This window comes from Salmonella sp. SAL03688 (assembly GCF_046551895.1).
GTDB classification, from domain to species: domain Bacteria; phylum Pseudomonadota; class Gammaproteobacteria; order Enterobacterales; family Enterobacteriaceae; genus Salmonella; species Salmonella enterica.
In genome coordinates this window covers 178,651-194,534 of the sequence record NZ_JBGDVI010000002.1, presented here as the reverse complement: position 1 = coordinate 194,534, position 15,884 = coordinate 178,651, and the positions used below count along the sequence as shown (strand labels likewise).

12 protein-coding genes and 1 CRISPR repeat array are annotated in these 15,884 nt (G+C 52.4%); of the genes, 2 read left to right on the top strand and 10 right to left on the bottom strand.

Annotation, left to right across the window (positions count from 1 at the left end):
• Position 1 precedes the first annotated feature (1 nt).
• Positions 2-910, bottom strand: coding sequence for a sulfate adenylyltransferase subunit CysD (cysD, locus tag ACLJR2_RS02680; RefSeq protein WP_000372384.1), 909 nt, complete (start codon positions 908-910; stop codon positions 2-4).
• 250 nt (positions 911-1,160) lie between these two features.
• Between cysD and ACLJR2_RS02675 the strand changes: the two genes are divergently transcribed.
• The gene (locus tag ACLJR2_RS02675) at positions 1,161-2,207 is read left to right on the top strand and encodes an aminopeptidase (RefSeq protein WP_000490478.1); all 1,047 of its coding nucleotides are present in this window, start codon (positions 1,161-1,163) and stop codon (positions 2,205-2,207) included.
• Positions 2,208-2,221: 14 nt separating this feature from the next.
• Positions 2,222-4,690: a CRISPR direct-repeat array (repeat unit 29 nt; unit sequence CGGTTTATCCCCGCTGGCGCGGGGAACAC).
• A gap of 96 nt (positions 4,691-4,786) precedes the next feature.
• Here the strand turns inward: ACLJR2_RS02675 and cas2e are convergent.
• The 8 genes from cas2e to ACLJR2_RS02635 all read right to left on the bottom strand — a co-directional run bounded on the left by cas2e (position 4,787) and on the right by ACLJR2_RS02635 (position 13,622).
• Positions 4,787-5,080 carry a type I-E CRISPR-associated endoribonuclease Cas2e gene (gene cas2e, locus ACLJR2_RS02670; protein ID WP_001518648.1) on the bottom strand — a complete coding sequence of 98 codons (294 nt, stop codon included), beginning with the start codon at positions 5,078-5,080 and terminating at the stop codon, positions 4,787-4,789.
• Positions 5,080-6,000, bottom strand: a complete 921-nt coding sequence (cas1e, locus tag ACLJR2_RS02665) for a type I-E CRISPR-associated endonuclease Cas1e (RefSeq protein WP_000144832.1) — start codon at positions 5,998-6,000, stop codon at positions 5,080-5,082. The genes cas2e and cas1e overlap by 1 nt, the downstream gene beginning before the upstream one ends.
• Positions 5,997-6,647, bottom strand: coding sequence for a type I-E CRISPR-associated protein Cas6/Cse3/CasE (gene cas6e / locus ACLJR2_RS02660; RefSeq protein ID WP_000281477.1), 651 nt, complete (start codon positions 6,645-6,647; stop codon positions 5,997-5,999). The genes cas1e and cas6e overlap by 4 nt, the downstream gene beginning before the upstream one ends.
• Positions 6,629-7,375, bottom strand: a complete 747-nt coding sequence (gene cas5e, locus ACLJR2_RS02655) for a type I-E CRISPR-associated protein Cas5/CasD (RefSeq protein WP_000085111.1) — start codon at positions 7,373-7,375, stop codon at positions 6,629-6,631. The genes cas6e and cas5e overlap by 19 nt, the downstream gene beginning before the upstream one ends.
• Before the next feature lie 10 nt (positions 7,376-7,385).
• Entirely contained in the window at positions 7,386-8,444 is a 1,059-nt protein-coding gene (cas7e, locus tag ACLJR2_RS02650; RefSeq protein ID WP_000206420.1) for a type I-E CRISPR-associated protein Cas7/Cse4/CasC, read from the bottom strand.
• A gap of 13 nt (positions 8,445-8,457) precedes the next feature.
• Positions 8,458-8,994, bottom strand: a complete 537-nt coding sequence (gene casB / locus ACLJR2_RS02645; RefSeq protein WP_000029528.1) for a type I-E CRISPR-associated protein Cse2/CasB — start codon at positions 8,992-8,994, stop codon at positions 8,458-8,460.
• Positions 8,991-10,541, bottom strand: coding sequence for a type I-E CRISPR-associated protein Cse1/CasA (gene casA / locus ACLJR2_RS02640; protein ID WP_000535130.1), 1,551 nt, complete (start codon positions 10,539-10,541; stop codon positions 8,991-8,993). The genes casB and casA overlap by 4 nt, the downstream gene beginning before the upstream one ends.
• 420 nt (positions 10,542-10,961) lie before the next feature.
• A complete protein-coding gene (locus tag ACLJR2_RS02635; protein ID WP_000029742.1) occupies positions 10,962-13,622 on the bottom strand; it encodes a CRISPR-associated helicase/endonuclease Cas3 in 2,661 nt (886 codons plus the stop codon).
• Positions 13,623-14,065: 443 nt separating this feature from the next.
• Here ACLJR2_RS02635 and sopD point away from each other — a divergent pair, with 443 nt between their 5' ends.
• The gene (gene sopD, locus ACLJR2_RS02630) at positions 14,066-15,019 is read left to right on the top strand and encodes an SPI-1 type III secretion system effector SopD (protein WP_001145547.1); all 954 of its coding nucleotides are present in this window, start codon (positions 14,066-14,068) and stop codon (positions 15,017-15,019) included.
• An 87-nt stretch (positions 15,020-15,106) separates the two neighbouring features.
• Here sopD and cysH read toward each other — a convergent pair whose 3' ends face one another.
• Positions 15,107-15,841 carry a phosphoadenosine phosphosulfate reductase gene (gene cysH, locus ACLJR2_RS02625; RefSeq protein WP_000080396.1) on the bottom strand — a complete coding sequence of 245 codons (735 nt, stop codon included), beginning with the start codon at positions 15,839-15,841 and terminating at the stop codon, positions 15,107-15,109.
• Positions 15,842-15,884 lie beyond the last annotated feature (43 nt).

Here is a 15,884-nt window from a genome sequence, read left to right as displayed (position 1 = left end):
CTTAGAAATACCCCTGACGTTTTTTAAGCTCCATCGACCCCGCCTGATCGCGGTCAATCATCCTCCCCTGCCGCTCGCTGGTGGTAGAAACCAGCATCTCTTCGATAATTTCCGGCAGCGTTTGCGCGTGGGATTCCACCGCCCCGGTGAGCGGCCAACAGCCAAGTGTACGGAAGCGCACCATCCTTTTTTTGATGACTTCGCCAGGCTGGAGATCGATACGATCGTCATCCACCATCATCAACATGCCGTCACGTTCCAGAACCGGGCGTTCAGCAGCCAGGTACAGCGGCACGATGTCGATGTTTTCCAGCCAGATGTATTGCCAGATATCCTGCTCTGTCCAGTTGGAGAGCGGGAAGACGCGTATACTTTCACCTTTATTAATCTGACCGTTATAGTTACGCCACAACTCTGGACGCTGATTTTTCGGGTCCCAGCGATGGAAACGGTCACGAAAGGAGTAAATACGTTCTTTCGCACGGGATTTTTCCTCATCGCGCCGTGCGCCGCCGAACGCGGCATCAAAACCGTACTTATTCAGCGCCTGCTTTAACCCTTCGGTTTTCATAATGTCGGTGTGTTTAGCGCTACCGTGAACGAACGGATTGATGCCCATCGCCACGCCTTCCGGATTTTTATGTACCAGCAACTCGCAGCCATATGCGTTGGCGGTACGATCGCGAAAGGCGTACATCTCACGGAATTTCCAACCGGTATCAACGTGCAATAGCGGGAACGGCAACGTACCCGGATAAAACGCCTTACGCGCCAGATGCAGCATGACGCTGGAGTCTTTACCAATGGAGTACAGCATGACCGGATTAGCGAATTCCGCTGCCACTTCACGGATAATGTGGATACTTTCCGCCTCCAGTTGCCGCAGGTGGGTGAGTCGTTTTTGATCCATAACCGTTCCTTTGCAATACCGTTTTTTGCTAAACATTTCGATTACACGACTATAGGGAGCGCAGGAGAGTGAATGAAATGACGAATTGGAATGAGTAGTTCCTCAAAGGAATAACGCGGCCCAAAAACCAATATCAAAAAATGCTTAACGTACCGGATTGCCAGCATTTAGGAGCAAATGAAATTGTATTAACACGATCGCGGTTTCATACTAGCCACGTAAAATTTTGTTCTGTATTTAAGGACTCATTATGTTTTCCGCAACGCGCCGCTTTGCCGTCATTCTGGCGCTCGGCGTAGGCTTTATCCTTCCTGCACAAGCAGCATCACCAGGGCCTGGTGAAATAGCGAATACTCAGGCACGACATATCGCCACCTTTTTTCCCGGGAGAATGACGGGCTCCCCCGCCGAGATGTTATCTGCCGATTATTTACGCCAACAATTTACCCAGATGGGATACCAAAGCGATATTCGAATATTTAATAGCCGATTTATTTATACCACGAAGGATAATCGCAAAAACTGGCATAACGTGACGGGCAGCACGGTCATCGCCGCCCATGAAGGGCGCGTGCCGCAGCAGATCATCATTATGGCGCATCTGGATACCTACGCTCCGCAGAGCGACGCTGATGTCGATGCCAATCTGGGCGGTTTAACGTTACAGGGAATGGATGATAATGCCGCGGGATTAGGCGTTATGCTGGAACTGGCGGCGCGTCTGAAAGATATACCGACCCATTACGGGATTCGTTTTATCGCCACCAGCGGGGAAGAAGAGGGAAAGCTAGGCGCGGAAAATTTACTCAAACGAATGAGTGACGCTGAGAAGAAAAATACGCTGCTGGTGATTAATCTCGATAACCTGATTGTTGGCGACAAGCTCTATTTTAATAGCGGGAAAAATACGCCGGAAGCGGTGCGTACACTGACCCGCGATCGGGCATTAGCGATTGCGCGCCGTTATGGTATCGCCGCCAACACCAATCCGGGACGCAATCCATCCTACCCCAAAGGAACGGGTTGCTGTAATGACGCGGAGGTTTTCGATAAAGCGGGAATATCTGTGCTTTCTGTTGAGGCGACGAACTGGAATCTGGGTAAAAAAGACGGATACCAGCAACGCGTGAAAAATGCATCCTTCCCGAACGGCAATAGCTGGCACGACGTACGGCTTGATAATCAACAGCATATTGACAAGGCGCTGCCAGGGCGAATTGAGCGCCGTAGCCGCGATGTAGTGCGGATAATGCTGCCGTTGGTAAAAGAGCTGGCGAAGGCGGAAAAAACGTCCTGATAAGCTGGTGAAACGTGTTTATCCCCGCTGACGCGGGGAACATTTTTCAGCCCTTGCCGACTGCGGAACGCCCCTCGGTTTATCCCCGCTGGCGCGGGGAACACGCGAAATAGTGGGGAAAAACCCCTGGTTAACCCGGTTTATCCCCGCTGGCACGGGGAACACATATTGATACTGTTCTCAAGCGCCGTTTTAGCCGGTTTATCCCCGCTGGCGCGGGGAACACTGGTCATCATCGTTTCCTGGGGGCAAAGGCCGCGGTTTATCCCCGCTGGCGCGGGGAACACCGCACCAATAAATATGAACACCGTTTTATCCACGGTTTATCCCCGCTGGCGCGGGGAACACAGGCAGTGCGAATCTTTTCCGCAAGCTGCTGGCGGTTTATCCCCGCTGGCGCGGGGAACACGTCCAGTGAAGGGGCGCTCAGGTGCAACCTCCCGGTTTATCCCCGCTGGCGCGGGGAACACAGTTCAACGCTAAGAATTGCCTCACGCTATCTCGGTTTATCCCCGCTGGCGCGGGGAACACCCGCCGGCTGAGGATGTCCGCTGGACACCCAGCGGTTTATCCCCGCTGGCGCGGGGAACACAACAGTTAATGCGGCCAGTTCTCCGCCTGAGTCGGTTTATCCCCGCTGGCGCGGGGAACACCATTGCGGGCAGTTGTCCAGATCATCTAATTTCGGTTTATCCCCGCTGGCGCGGGGAACACGCTCCCTCCCTGTTTAGTCGTAGCAACAATTCCGGTTTATCCCCGCTGGCGCGGGGAACACCTTACCACTTGTGTTAGCCCGGTAGTAATTCGCGGTTTATCCCCGCTGGCGCGGGGAACACCACCGCTGCCGGGTTGTTGTCGTAAATCTGCCCGGTTTATCCCCGCTGGCGCGGGGAACACTGGTCATCATCGTTTCCTGGGGGCAAAGGCCGCGGTTTATCCCCGCTGGCGCGGGGAACACCGCACCAATAAATATGAACACCGTTTTATCCACGGTTTATCCCCGCTGGCGCGGGGAACACGGCTTTTGGTCAATCCGCACAATCAAACATGGCGGTTTATCCCCGCTGGCGCGGGGAACACACCGACATTACGGAAAAAATCAGAAAGGGGCTCGGTTTATCCCCGCTGGCGCGGGGAACACAGAACATGCTCCGCGAACCTCATCACGCACACCGGTTTATCCCCGCTGGCGCGGGGAACACTGTCGGTATTCCCTCTTTCGTGGTCTCGCTGCCGGTTTATCCCCGCTGGCGCGGGGAACACTTTCTGTTATTAATTGCCATTGGCCACCACACCGGTTTATCCCCGCTGGCGCGGGGAACACAAATTCGGTACTGGCAGTATTCCTCGCGAACGCGGTTTATCCCCGCTGGCGCGGGGAACACCTACGCGTGTTGAATTCGACGGCATACCAATGCGGTTTATCCCCGCTGGCGCGGGGAACACTGGTGGCGGCGCTGGCAATTCATGACCGGGGCCGGTTTATCCCCGCTGGCGCGGGGAACACACCACCGGGCGTTAAAGCGCCGTCTGTCACGGCGGTTTATCCCCGCTGGCGCGGGGAACACTCGTGAAAGCCCTCGGAGGTAACTTCACCCGCCGGTTTATCCCCGCTGGCGCGGGGAACACTTTCATACGCCATATAAGAGGGGGCTATATGGCGGTTTATCCCCGCTGGCGCGGGGAACACCCATGAGCGGTCGCGGCGACCAGTATCTTAAACGGTTTATCCCCGCTGGCGCGGGGAACACCGCAGCGAACTCCTGATAAACGGAATCATCCACGGTTTATCCCCGCTGGCGCGGGGAACACCGCTGTCATGAGTTGCGACGCGGCGGAAAACACGGTTTATCCCCGCTGGCGCGGGGAACACCCTTTTGTGACCAGTAGACGAGTTGTCGCATTCGGTTTATCCCCGCTGGCGCGGGGAACACAATATGAGGGTCTAGCAATGTCAGCTCTTTGGCGGTTTATCCCCGCTGGCGCGGGGAACACATCGTCGTATGTTGTGGGTTTGAGGGCTGCGCCGGTTTATCCCCGCTGGCGCGGGGAACACAGGTTACAAAGTCGATCACCGAGAAATGCGGGCGGTTTATCCCCGCTGGCGCGGGGAACATTTACGACCGAACCACACCGATAAGAAAAACGACGGTTTATCCCCGCTGGCGCGGGGAACACAACCCTGCCGCCACCAGCCCCAGCGGCGCTTCCGGTTTATCCCCGCTGGCGCGGGGAACACTCACTGAAAAAATCGCTGACAGCTTTTGCCGCCGGTTTATCCCCGCTGGCGCGGGGAACACTGCCACAAACGCTGGGCGACGCACGAAAAGAACGGTTTATCCCCGCTGGCGCGGGGAACACGTTTTTTTTCCGGCGCGGAGTAGGGGAGGGGGCGGTTTATCCCCGCTGGCGCGGGGAACACCAGAGGATAAAAAATGAAAAATTTTCGTACCGCGGTTTATCCCCGCTGGCGCGGGGAACACACTAAAACTATATATTTGTTCTAAAAGCCCTTTTTTATTACCTAACAAACTACCAACGGTAAGATAACAATTCCTTATTATTAAAGAACATTCAACTTATTGATTTTCAACAGGAAGAAAAGAAACTAATCTAAGTCCATCCAAATCTACCGGAATACGTCTGTTTTCACCCCAGGTCTGGAACTCAAAACCAGACTCAGTATTTGTTGCCCAGGCCATTACTACGTTTCCGACTCCGCCAAGCTGTGTGATCTGTTGCCAAATCATTTCCCGAATACGCTTCGAGGTATCGCCAACATAAACACCTGCACGAACCTCAAGTAACCAGACGGCAAGACGTCCCCGCAGACGCGGCGGTACGTTTTCCGTGACCACAACCACCATACTCATCAACCATGCCCCCGATGGCCGCTATCACCCAGTGATTCAGGTTCCGGTATTGCTGGCGGCAGCATATCCGGCGCAGGCTGAGGTGGTTCAATTTCACCGGCAGCGAGCACCTCTTCGATCAGCGGGATCAATTTTCCGGTCAGCTTCGAACTGCGAAAAATATCACGGCAGGCCAGGCGCACTTCTTTATCAGGTTCCGCCGGGTGACGAGCGGCGATCTCAAATGCCTTTGGCACGACAGATTCAAATTTAATAATGTCGGCAATGTCATAAACAAAAGAAAGCGGCTTACCGCTATGGATAAAACCGATAGCCGGCGCATATCCCGCCGCCAGGATAGCCGCTTCTGAAATCCCGTACAGGCACGATGTCGCCGCGCTAATACATCGATTGACGACATCCCCCTTCTCCCAGTCTTTCGGATCATAGTTACGACCATGCCATTTCACGCCATACTGCTTCGCCAGTAATGCATAGGTCGCCCGCACACGGGATCCTTCAATACCGCGCAGTTGCTCAACGGAACGACGGGCGGGAGGCGGCTCACGAAAACGCAGTTCATACATTTTGCGCACCACCTTCAGCCGCAGGTCATCATCTAACGCCAGCTTTGCCTGATAAAGCAACTTATCGGCTCGTGCGCCGCCGGGTTGTCCGGAGGAATAGACCCGCACTCCCGCCTCGCCCACCCACACCAACAGCGTTCCCACCGTCGATGCCAGACGCACAGCCGCATGGGAAACCCGCGTTCCCGGTTCCAGCATGATACAAGCGACCGAACCGACGGGAATATGCGTGCGTATTCCTGTTTTATCGATCAGCACGAATGCCCCATCCAGCACGTCAATCTGACCGTACTGGAGGAAGATCATCGAGGTTCGATCTTTTAACGGGATCGGGTTGAGCGGTACGAACGTCACGCGTCGTCTCCGGGTTTGATCATCATCATTCCGCAGCCAAACGCCCGGCTTTTACCGTACCCCTGCGCCAGACGTTGCAGGAAAAGCGCGGGATCGTTAAGCACCAGCACGCCGGTATAGTCCACGCTGCTAAACTGAATCATCTGCCGATCTTTCCCGCGACGTATCTGCTGCTGCCGGTAAGCATCAACGCTCGTCTCGCGCAGGGTGAAGCCATTTTGTTCCCCCTGGCGCGCCAACCACGTCAGCGCCGCCTGCTGCTGATAAGACCAAATATCCTGGCTATCACCCTGCGTTTTACGCTGGCGTTTCGCCTCCATCAGCAAATCGTGACGCTTACCGTTTTTGTAAACCGTCGGATTGGCGCGCAGGTTAAACCGCAGCGTCTGCCCCGCGCTCAGCATTGGCGCAAACAGGCGAGTCTGCACGTCAAAAATCGCGCTGGCGGCAGGCTGTTCCTGCGAGAGGACAAAAAAACGAAACGCGCCCTGTAACTCTTCGCGGCGATAAAGGAACTGCCGTTCCTTGCCGCCGGGAAAGAGATCCCATAACCACTGGTGCATCACGTACTCGCCGCGCTCCACCAGATGCAAGAGCTGTGCCGGCGAAAGCTCGCTGGTGTGCAGCGTTATTCTTGAGAGATACACGCGTCCTCCTTGCGGAGCCACGGCCCCTGATTCACGCTACGTTCACCGAACAACCATTGCTGGCGGCTCAACGGCATGTCGCGACGACGTAAAATTTTGTTCGCCGTTAAGCCATCGTGTTCACCTTCCCACCAGCATTCGTTCTGTAATCTGGGGAGAGGCAGTTTCAGCGCATTGAATTGATCCTGATACCAACGATATGCTTCACGCAGGACATCCGCCGCACTCCCTTCCAGCAGTTGCGGTGCAAGCGGCAACGCCAGAGGGTGACTTTTGCGCCCCAGATACAGCGGGAACACAGGATGTTGTAACGACGCCTGAAGCTGCGCCAACGTGTAAGGCGCGTCCGGCGTCGCGCTGACAGCGATCATCCACCAGGCGTCGGTGTAGTAGTCGCGTCGGGAAATCAGCGCGCTCAGTAACTCAGGATCCTGCAACTCTTCACGGCGGCTGAAATAACGTGCCTTACGTACCTCTTTCGGCATCTGCACCGTGTGATAATCCCGCGCCCAGCGCGGGTTGCCGCTGGCGCACAGCAAAAATTGGTAATGACGATTGAAGGCGTTTAGCCGTTCCTCCTCATCGCGGCGAATACCCAGCGCCGCAGCTAATAACCCCAACAGCGCAGAACGCGAAGGAAGTTCATGGCTGTGGCGCACTTCGCCTGGCGCATCCACGCCCCAGGAGGCCATCGGCCCATGAAGCTGAAAAACCAGATATTGGCTCATAAGCCGCCCCTTACGCGCAGATGAAGTCAAGCACGTCTTTCATGCTTCCCTGCTGATTCATCACGTCGAAACTGGCGGTATCAGTCTGCTGGCCATAAACCTTATTCATATTCTTATGCAGCGATGTAATACGCTTAACAGCAACGTTCAATTGGTCTGTACCGTTGATCGGTTCATAAAACGCGGCCGCCAGTGAACGTGGTTGATCGGTGCCTTTTTCCGCCAGCGCCCACGAGGCATAGGCACGGCTGGCAAAGCTGTTCTGTTTGCCGGTCGGCGACACTTTCAGCGCCGCTTCAGTAAAGGCGCGCAGCGTTTTGTTTGCCAGTTCTTTATTGCCGTTCAGGTTTTTCACCAGCAGATCTTTGTCGATACAGATATAGGTGTAAAACAGCGCGGAGCCAAAGCCGGTTTCGCCGAGATGGCCTGCGCCTGCATCTTCTGCCGATGCCTGGCGTAGGTCATCCACAGCGGTAAAGAAATCGTCTTCGACGATCGTTTCGCTGACGCCGAAGGCGTGGGCGACCTGACAGGCAGCTTCCACGTTAAAATCGGGCTTATTCGCCAGCATACGGCCAAACATCGCAATATCGACAGCCATGCGATCTTTACGTAGCAGTGCAAGCTCTTCCTCTTTTGGCGCGCGTTTTTCTTCCGCCAGACGGTGCGCTAGCGCTTTTACGCCCTCAAATTCAGCTGGGCTGATATGCACCAGTTGCTCGGTTTCAGCATTCGTCAGTTCATCTTTTGGTTTCTTTTCCGCCTTTACCTTGCCAAAACAGTTGGCAATTTTTTCCACATACTCAACCGCTTTTTTGGCATCGATGCCGCTTTCAATCAGGATTTGCGCCGCTTCGCGCGCAATACGCCCGCTACGAATACCGATATTCCCGGCAAGCGCCTGCTCAAACAGTTCCGAAGTGCGCCAGGCGCGTTTCAGGCTCTGAGAGGAGATACGCAGACGCGTTGCGCCGCCAAGCACCACGGTTTTTGGCGCGCCGGTATCATCACGGTTCAGGTTAGCGGCGGGGTAAGCGGTCAGTAAGTGGAGCTGAATAAACGTTGTCATAAAGATATCCCTGTTAATCTTGTTCGTTATCGGTATCGCCAGCCTGGTAGTATTCCAGCGCCCAGCGGATACGGAGAAATTCGGTTGGCCGCTGCTGGCGGCGATGGTGGCTCAGCAAGTCGTCTTGTTCCCGGCACCAGCAAAAAATATCCTCTGCCAGTGAAAACAGATTGACCGCGCCATTTGACAGTTTCACCGCGCGGCGCAGTTGGCGCAGCAGTTCATCCGGCGTCTTTACTGCGCAAAGCCGGGTAAAACGCAGTTCCGACATCACGCCGTTGAGCTGTGCGGCGAATTTTTGCCGCTCATCAATCGCTTTCACATTCGCCGCCAGCGCCGCCGTTAGCGCCAGCGCGGTTACGCGCCACTCCTGCCCGTCAATTTTCCACAGCGTATGCGTCTGCATCAGCAGGGAGCGAAATCCTTCTGACAGACAGGCATCGTTCACCGTCGTGCTGCGCCGCAAGCTGGCTCGTGCGCCCCGCTTCTCCTGCAAATCCTCATGCCATTTGCGCAGAGTGGCCTTGTGATCCTCTTGCACAATACTCATTCAGCAGCCTCCTGCTTCTTTGCTTTGGCGGCTTTCGCGCTTTGCTTTTCCGCCGATGAAGTAAAATATTTCTTGCGTGTGGTCATGATGCGCTTCAGATCGCTGCTCTCGTAGGGGTTGGTAAAGACGTGATCATCGAAGTAACGACGGGCAAACAGCCAAAGTTCTCTTTGCCATTTATTCAGCCTTTCGTCCGGGTTCTGGCCGTTTTCCAGATCGTGAATCAGGTTGAGAAAACGTCCCTGCGTCAGGTTCCAGAAATCAATATCGATAAAACTGAAATCACCGCGGGCATCCTTCGCATTGGCGAACCACGCTTCTTTTAGCGCACTGCGTAGCAGACTGAGGAGTCGGGTAGCAGTTTGTGTTGCTTTACGTAAATCAGGGATCAGACCTTCCGTCATCAGCAACGGGAAGTGATGCTCATACCAGCAGCGGATTTTCATATTGTCGAAATCCGCGCCAAAGCCCCAGATCCCCGCTTTAACGTCAGTCAGCGAGCGGGCGTTAAACACCTTGACTACCTGCGCGGGAGATTCGTAATTCGCTTCCGTCTGGTTGTTCTGACTTAATCCCAGCCAGTCGCGCCAGATAAGGCCGCCGGGCTGCGGTTTAACGGAAAAGAAGGCGTTTTGATCTTTTACCGGGGCGCGATAAGGCGTCAGCGGGTGCCGCCAGCCATCGTAGTTAACGCCGTAGTTCTTGACGGTCATAAAGCCAAGAAGCTCATCGCTTTCAGCGCCGCAAATATCGCAGCAACCTGACTGTAAGGTGGCAAAATCCAGGCGGATACGACGCGGCATCCCCCAGTACGCCTGGAGTTTATTGACCTGCTCCGGCGTGGTAACGGCATTCGCCTGCTCGCTGGTCCGCGTCGCGGCAAGCCACGGGAAAACGGTCGCATCACACTGGTCTGGTAAAGGCAGATCCGCAGTATCCTGCGGCATCACGTTGAGCCACAGCTTGCGCCAGAGCGGCGTTTGCCGCTCGCCCTGATATTCCTGCAATTCAACCAGCGTGGTCAGTGGCCCGCCGCCGCGCAGCCCGGTACGATAGCCTTTGCCGCCCGCAGGCGCGTTAAGCTGCAACGAGAACAGCGCCAGCGCCGCGCAGTGCGGACAAAAACGTTCCGTTACGCCGCGTTTGACAAAATGATCTTTATTGAACTTCGTGGTTTGCGCGCCAGGTATTTCCGGCAACAATGAGGCGATCGACACTTTTTCGCCGGTTAACGGCTCAAAGTCCTGCATAAACGAGGGGGATTCCGCGCCAAACTGAAAAGCGTGTTCTAACGGTGCTAATGCCTTATGGAGCGCATCGGCATGCAATCCATCAAACCAGATATCCTCCCAGCGGGCGCTGTTTTTCGGCGCGATGCTGCATTGCAGCAATCCCAACAAAAACTGCCAGGCCGCTCCCTGCAAATCTGCTCGCGTTGCGGCGATATCCACCACGTTTTCATCTGCCAGATTGACAGGAGCCAGTTTGCCCGTGGAACCGTCTTTGAAACGGACGGGGAGCCAGGGCGTTGTTAAAAGCGAACCCATATTGCAAATCCTCTCGCAAAGATAGCCATCCGTGGCCAGTCGTCCATTACGTTACCTATAAATGTATATGGATCAGAAAAACAATCCGCTCAAAGAATACATTCAAATTAATTAATAAAAACAACGAATTAAACATGAGTTTTGACCGTCCCCCCTTTCGTTCCAGGTAAAACTACTCCTGGGCAGAAAATATTTTATTGATCTGTGTCATGAAATATCATGATTATTACTTATCGCAAGATTGCTATTAACTCTTAATAGAAAAAGAAATTCACTCTTTTGTTTGTTTGGTTTCAACGTCCTTTGGTAGAGTAGCGCGGTTCCCTAAACGGGATAAACCGAGTTAGTAGCAAACTTGCGGTGATGTGTGTTCCCCGCGCCAGCGGGGATAAGCCCCGGCGCCCTCCGGCGCCGGGCAATCTACCCCATTTTCCCGGTCAGACCTTCTGTCGCTGAGTAACCGCATGCTGCTGAGTCCGTTACCACGATCACGATGGCAAAATCCTTATTCTGGTGTTGTTCAACGCACCACTGTTGAAACGATTCGCCTTTTAACCGTTCAAACTCACCGTTATGCTTTTCCCACCAGCTCTGACGTACTCGCAGCACGCTCATCTCCCAGGCGTGTTCACCGCTGGCATAAGGGGTTACGACGCTATCCACGATTTTCGCCAGCCACAGCGTGACAGACTCTTCCGCCAACCGCGTTGACATTTTCTCCGGTAAAGAATCGCTAATTTCAGCACAGTAGCCCGGCGCAAAGTTAAGCAGCATCTGGCTGGCAAATGCCCGGTCGCAATAAAATTTGCCTTCCTGCAATTGCTCGGTTTTTGCAAATCCAACCGGCATGTTGACATCCTCGCCGTAAACCGACTCAATTAACAATCGGGCAGATTGCGGCATCCGAATCGTCCCCTGCTCACGTAATATGCGCTGTGTCAGCCACATGCGCCCATGATCGGGATAGACATAGGCGCTGTTACGCATGGCGCTGGATAACCAGTTCTCTCGCGGCGCGTCATCCCACTCCGGAGCAAGAATGCGCAGCACTGGCGTCTCTCGCTCATCCTGCCCACTCTTTTTCACCAGACCGTTACGATCGCGAATATGACGCTGTAGTCGACCGGCCCGCTGAATTAATAAATCCACCGGCGCTAAATCAGAGATCATCTCATCGCAGTCAATATCCAGACTTTGTTCGATTACCTGCGTGGCGATAATGACCTTACCGGCACGTTGCGCGCCGCTCTGTTTGCCAAAGAGATTCAGCGTCTGCGACTCAATCCGCTGACGATCGTGAAAAGCAAAGCGACTATGGAAGAGTAAAAGGTTTTCCGTGGCGACGACCTTACTCAGTTGAAGCTGGCGATAGATACGAATCGCATCATCAACGGAGTTACGTATCCAGGCGATACAGTTTCCTTTTTCCACTGCTTCACCTATACGTTCAAGACACGACTCTTCACTATGTAGCCAGCCAATATCTACGCTACGCTCAACCTCTTTGCGTGTATCAACCCGCTGAGAAATCAGCTCTGTTTGTGTGACCTGAGTCAGCCAGGGATAATCGTCATGGCCTAGCAACGGCGCCTGCACACTACGCCTCACCCCACGGGAAAATGCCGCCACCAGCTTATCTCGCTGCTGCTGCGATAGCGTCGCAGATAACAGAATAGTGGCGTTGCCATTACTGGCCTGCCGTTCGATCAAACCTTCAAGTATTCGGGACATCCATGCATCACAGGCATGGATCTCATCAGCCAGTAAAATCTTGTTGCTAAGACCCAGTAACCGCAGGTTGTTATGTTTAAATGGCATTACCGCCATCATCGCCTGATCCAACGTGCCTACGCCAACCTCCGCCAACAACGCTTTTTTATTGCTGTCGGCAAACCAGGCGGCGCATCCCTGACTATAAGGCTGCGCTTCATCGGGTTCTTCCGTACCAGAAAGAGTGACCGACCATATTGACTGATTGAAACGATCCATTAAGCGACGCGCGCTATGCGCCAGAATAAGGCTGGGACGGGAGTCCGGCTGATACAGCGCCAGCCAGGTGTTCGCCATACGTTCAAACATCGCGTTGGCTGTCGCCATTGTCGGCAGTCCAAAATAGAGTCCCTGCGCTTTACCTGCCGCCATCAGTCGATGAGCTAATATGAGCGCCGCCTCTGTTTTTCCGGCCCCGGTGACATCTTCAAGAATAAAGAGTTGGGCGCCATCCACGTTGATATCCAGCTCAAGCGCCTTTTGTTGTAACGGTGTGGGATGCTGAATAAAAGGGAAAAGCGTTTCTATGCCCGTAAAGGCAGACACATTCGCCGCTGAGGGAAATAGCGTGATGGCAGTTTGTGCTTTAGCGAGAGCTTGCTGCCAGTAGGTATCAACAGGCATTTTTTCCGCAGTACGCGGAAAATAACGGCTGGCAGAACCAGTCCAGTCAGCCAGTACAACCGCAGCGGAAATAAACCAGGAAAGTTGCTGAAATTGGTCGATACCCTCATCTTCATCCCAGGCTTCAGGCAAAGTAATTAAAGGAAAGAGCGCTTTTATTCTCAGAAGAAAATCTCTTGCCGCATCTTTATCCTGCTGGCGAAAATGGTCCAGCTCCTGGATTGCCTCTGGAGGGCGTCCATGATGACCTGTAGTGACTGGCATCCAAAGCGCCATAACGCGCTTACTTTTACGAACTGAAAGCGAAGAAGGAGGAAACAATTCAGGGCATTCACTTAGCCAGGAGTTCCACAACACGTATCCCAGCGTGGTATGCGCGATTTTTTCATAATGCCGTGTAGGCTCATTAAAGATGTTTAAAGCCTCATGACGGTATAGTTGCTGGAAGGAATGAGCAAATTTTCCAATATCATGCCAACATAAAATCCAGGCAAAAAATTGCGCCGCCTGCTCCTTATCCTGGATGCCTAATTTTTTTAGATAGTGGTCAATAAAATAAATATTATTTATCACCATCCAGTAACCCACAGCCGCAACATCTAAAGAATGCCAGCAAAGCAAATGGTAATCATCACCGCCGTCAGTTTCTCCTCGTCGAGACTTTCCCCAATAGTGATATATCGACACGTAAACTCCAGCATGTGGATAATAAAAGCACTCTACGCCTTTTTAATGGTCTTTTTTGTTGATATATCTCACAAAAATTGCACTTCCTGAGATTATATTTAAATATGCCCGCTCAACTTTATATATTCTTCAGAAATATTTACCCCACGAATAATTATTATAAATTTTTCCGCCCTTTTCTTCTGGAAGAGGCGCTCAAAGAGGCTTCCTCCAATGCCTTCTGCATAAACCAAAATTTAAAAAAACGACCATTTGCGGCGAATCATCCACCTTTTGTCTGAATTATCGTCACCACAAAGGATTACCAACCATAAATGTGCTGTATTAATAATGTCGTTCAAATTCTCTCCTGTAGTAAACTTTATCTGTTTAATAAAAAAGAGAGAATTGAAAGATATATTTTACTCCGGATATTGAATAATATAAATTTGAAGGAAAATATTATGCCAGTCACTTTAAGCTTCGGTAATCATCAAAATTATACGCTTAACGAAAGTCGGCTTGCTCATCTGTTAAGCGCAGATAAAGAAAAAGCAATCCATATGGGGGGCTGGGATAAAGTCCAGGATCATTTTAGAGCGGAAAAAAAGGACTATGCGCTGGAAGTATTACACTCCATCATTCACGGGCAGGGCCGTGGTGAACCTGGAGAGATGGAAGTTAACGTAGAGGATATAAATAAAATTTACGCCTTTAAACGGCTACAACATCTGGCCTGCCCGGCTCATCAGGATCTGTTTACTATCAAGATGGACGCCTCTCAGACACAATTTTTACTTATGGTCGGCGACACGGTGATTAGCCAAAGCAGTATTAAGGACATCCTTAATATCTCAGATGATACAGTGATAGAATCTATGAGCAGAGAGGAGAGACAATTATTTTTACAAATATGTGAGGTGATTGGTTCGAAGATGACCTGGCACCCGGAATTACTTCAGGAGTCGATTTCAACTCTACGAAAAGAAGTGACGGGCAATGCACAAATCAAAGCGACGGTTTATGAGATGATGCGTCCCGCAGAGGCTCCAGACCACCCGCTTGTAGAATGGCAGGACTCACTTACTGCAGATGAAAAATCGATGCTGGCCTGTATTAATGCCGGTAACTTTGAGCCTACAACTCAGTTTTGCAAAATAGGTTATCAGGAGGTACAAGGTGAAGTCGCTTTTAGCATGATGCATCCATGCATCTCCTATTTACTACATAGCTATTCGCCGTTTTCAGAGTTTAAACCAACAAATTCCGGTTTTTTAAAAAAACTTAATCAGGATTATAACGACTATCATGCAAAAAAAATGTTTATTGATGTAATTCTTGAAAAGCTATATCTAACCCATGAACGTTCTTTGCACATTGGTAAAGATGGGTGCAGTCGTAATATATTACTGACATAAAGATAGTCAGTAATATAACCAATTTAAAATCCGGCTGCCTGCCGGATTTTTCATAACAGCAAGTATAATCATACCGCGTAAGGACAATCACCCTTCATGCAGCCCGCACTCGCGCTTCAGCCCGAAGAAGCGTGTCTCTTCTTCCGCCATACCCGGCTCCCATTTGCGGGTGGTGTGCGTATCGCCCACCGACAGATAGCCCTGATCCCACAGCGGATGGTATTTCAGACCGTGCTTTTGCAGATACTGGTAAACCGTGCGGTTATCCCAGTCGATAATCGGCAGCACTTTAAACACGCCGCGCTGGATAGCGAGAACGGGTAAATACGCGCGGCTACCGGACTGCTCACGACGCAGACCGGCAAACCACGTCTGCGCTTTCAGCTCTTTTAGCGCCCGGTTCATCGGCTCGACTTTGTTGATGTCATTGTATTTCTCAATACCTTCTACGCCCTGCTCCCACAGTTTGCCGTAACGCGCCTCCTGCCAGGCCGGACTTTCGCCCGCGCGGTAAACTTTCAGGTTGAGTTTGAGTTTGTCCGTTAGCTCATCAATAAACTGATAGGTTTCCGGGAACAAATAGCCGGTATCGGTGAGGATCACCGGGATATCCGGGCGAATCTGGTTCACCAGGTGCAGGCTCACCGCCGCCTGGATGCCAAAGCTTGAAGAAAGCACATATTCGCCGGGCAGATTTTCCAGCGCCCAGACCACGCGTTCTTCGGCAGTCAGCGTTTCCAGTTGGGCGTTGGTTTCCGCCAACGCCAGTACGCGATCGACTTTTGGCAGTTCATTCAATGCGTTGAGATCGAGTTGGGACATAAGTTCCTCACTGTTTGCCTTGCCTGATGGCGCTGCGCTTATC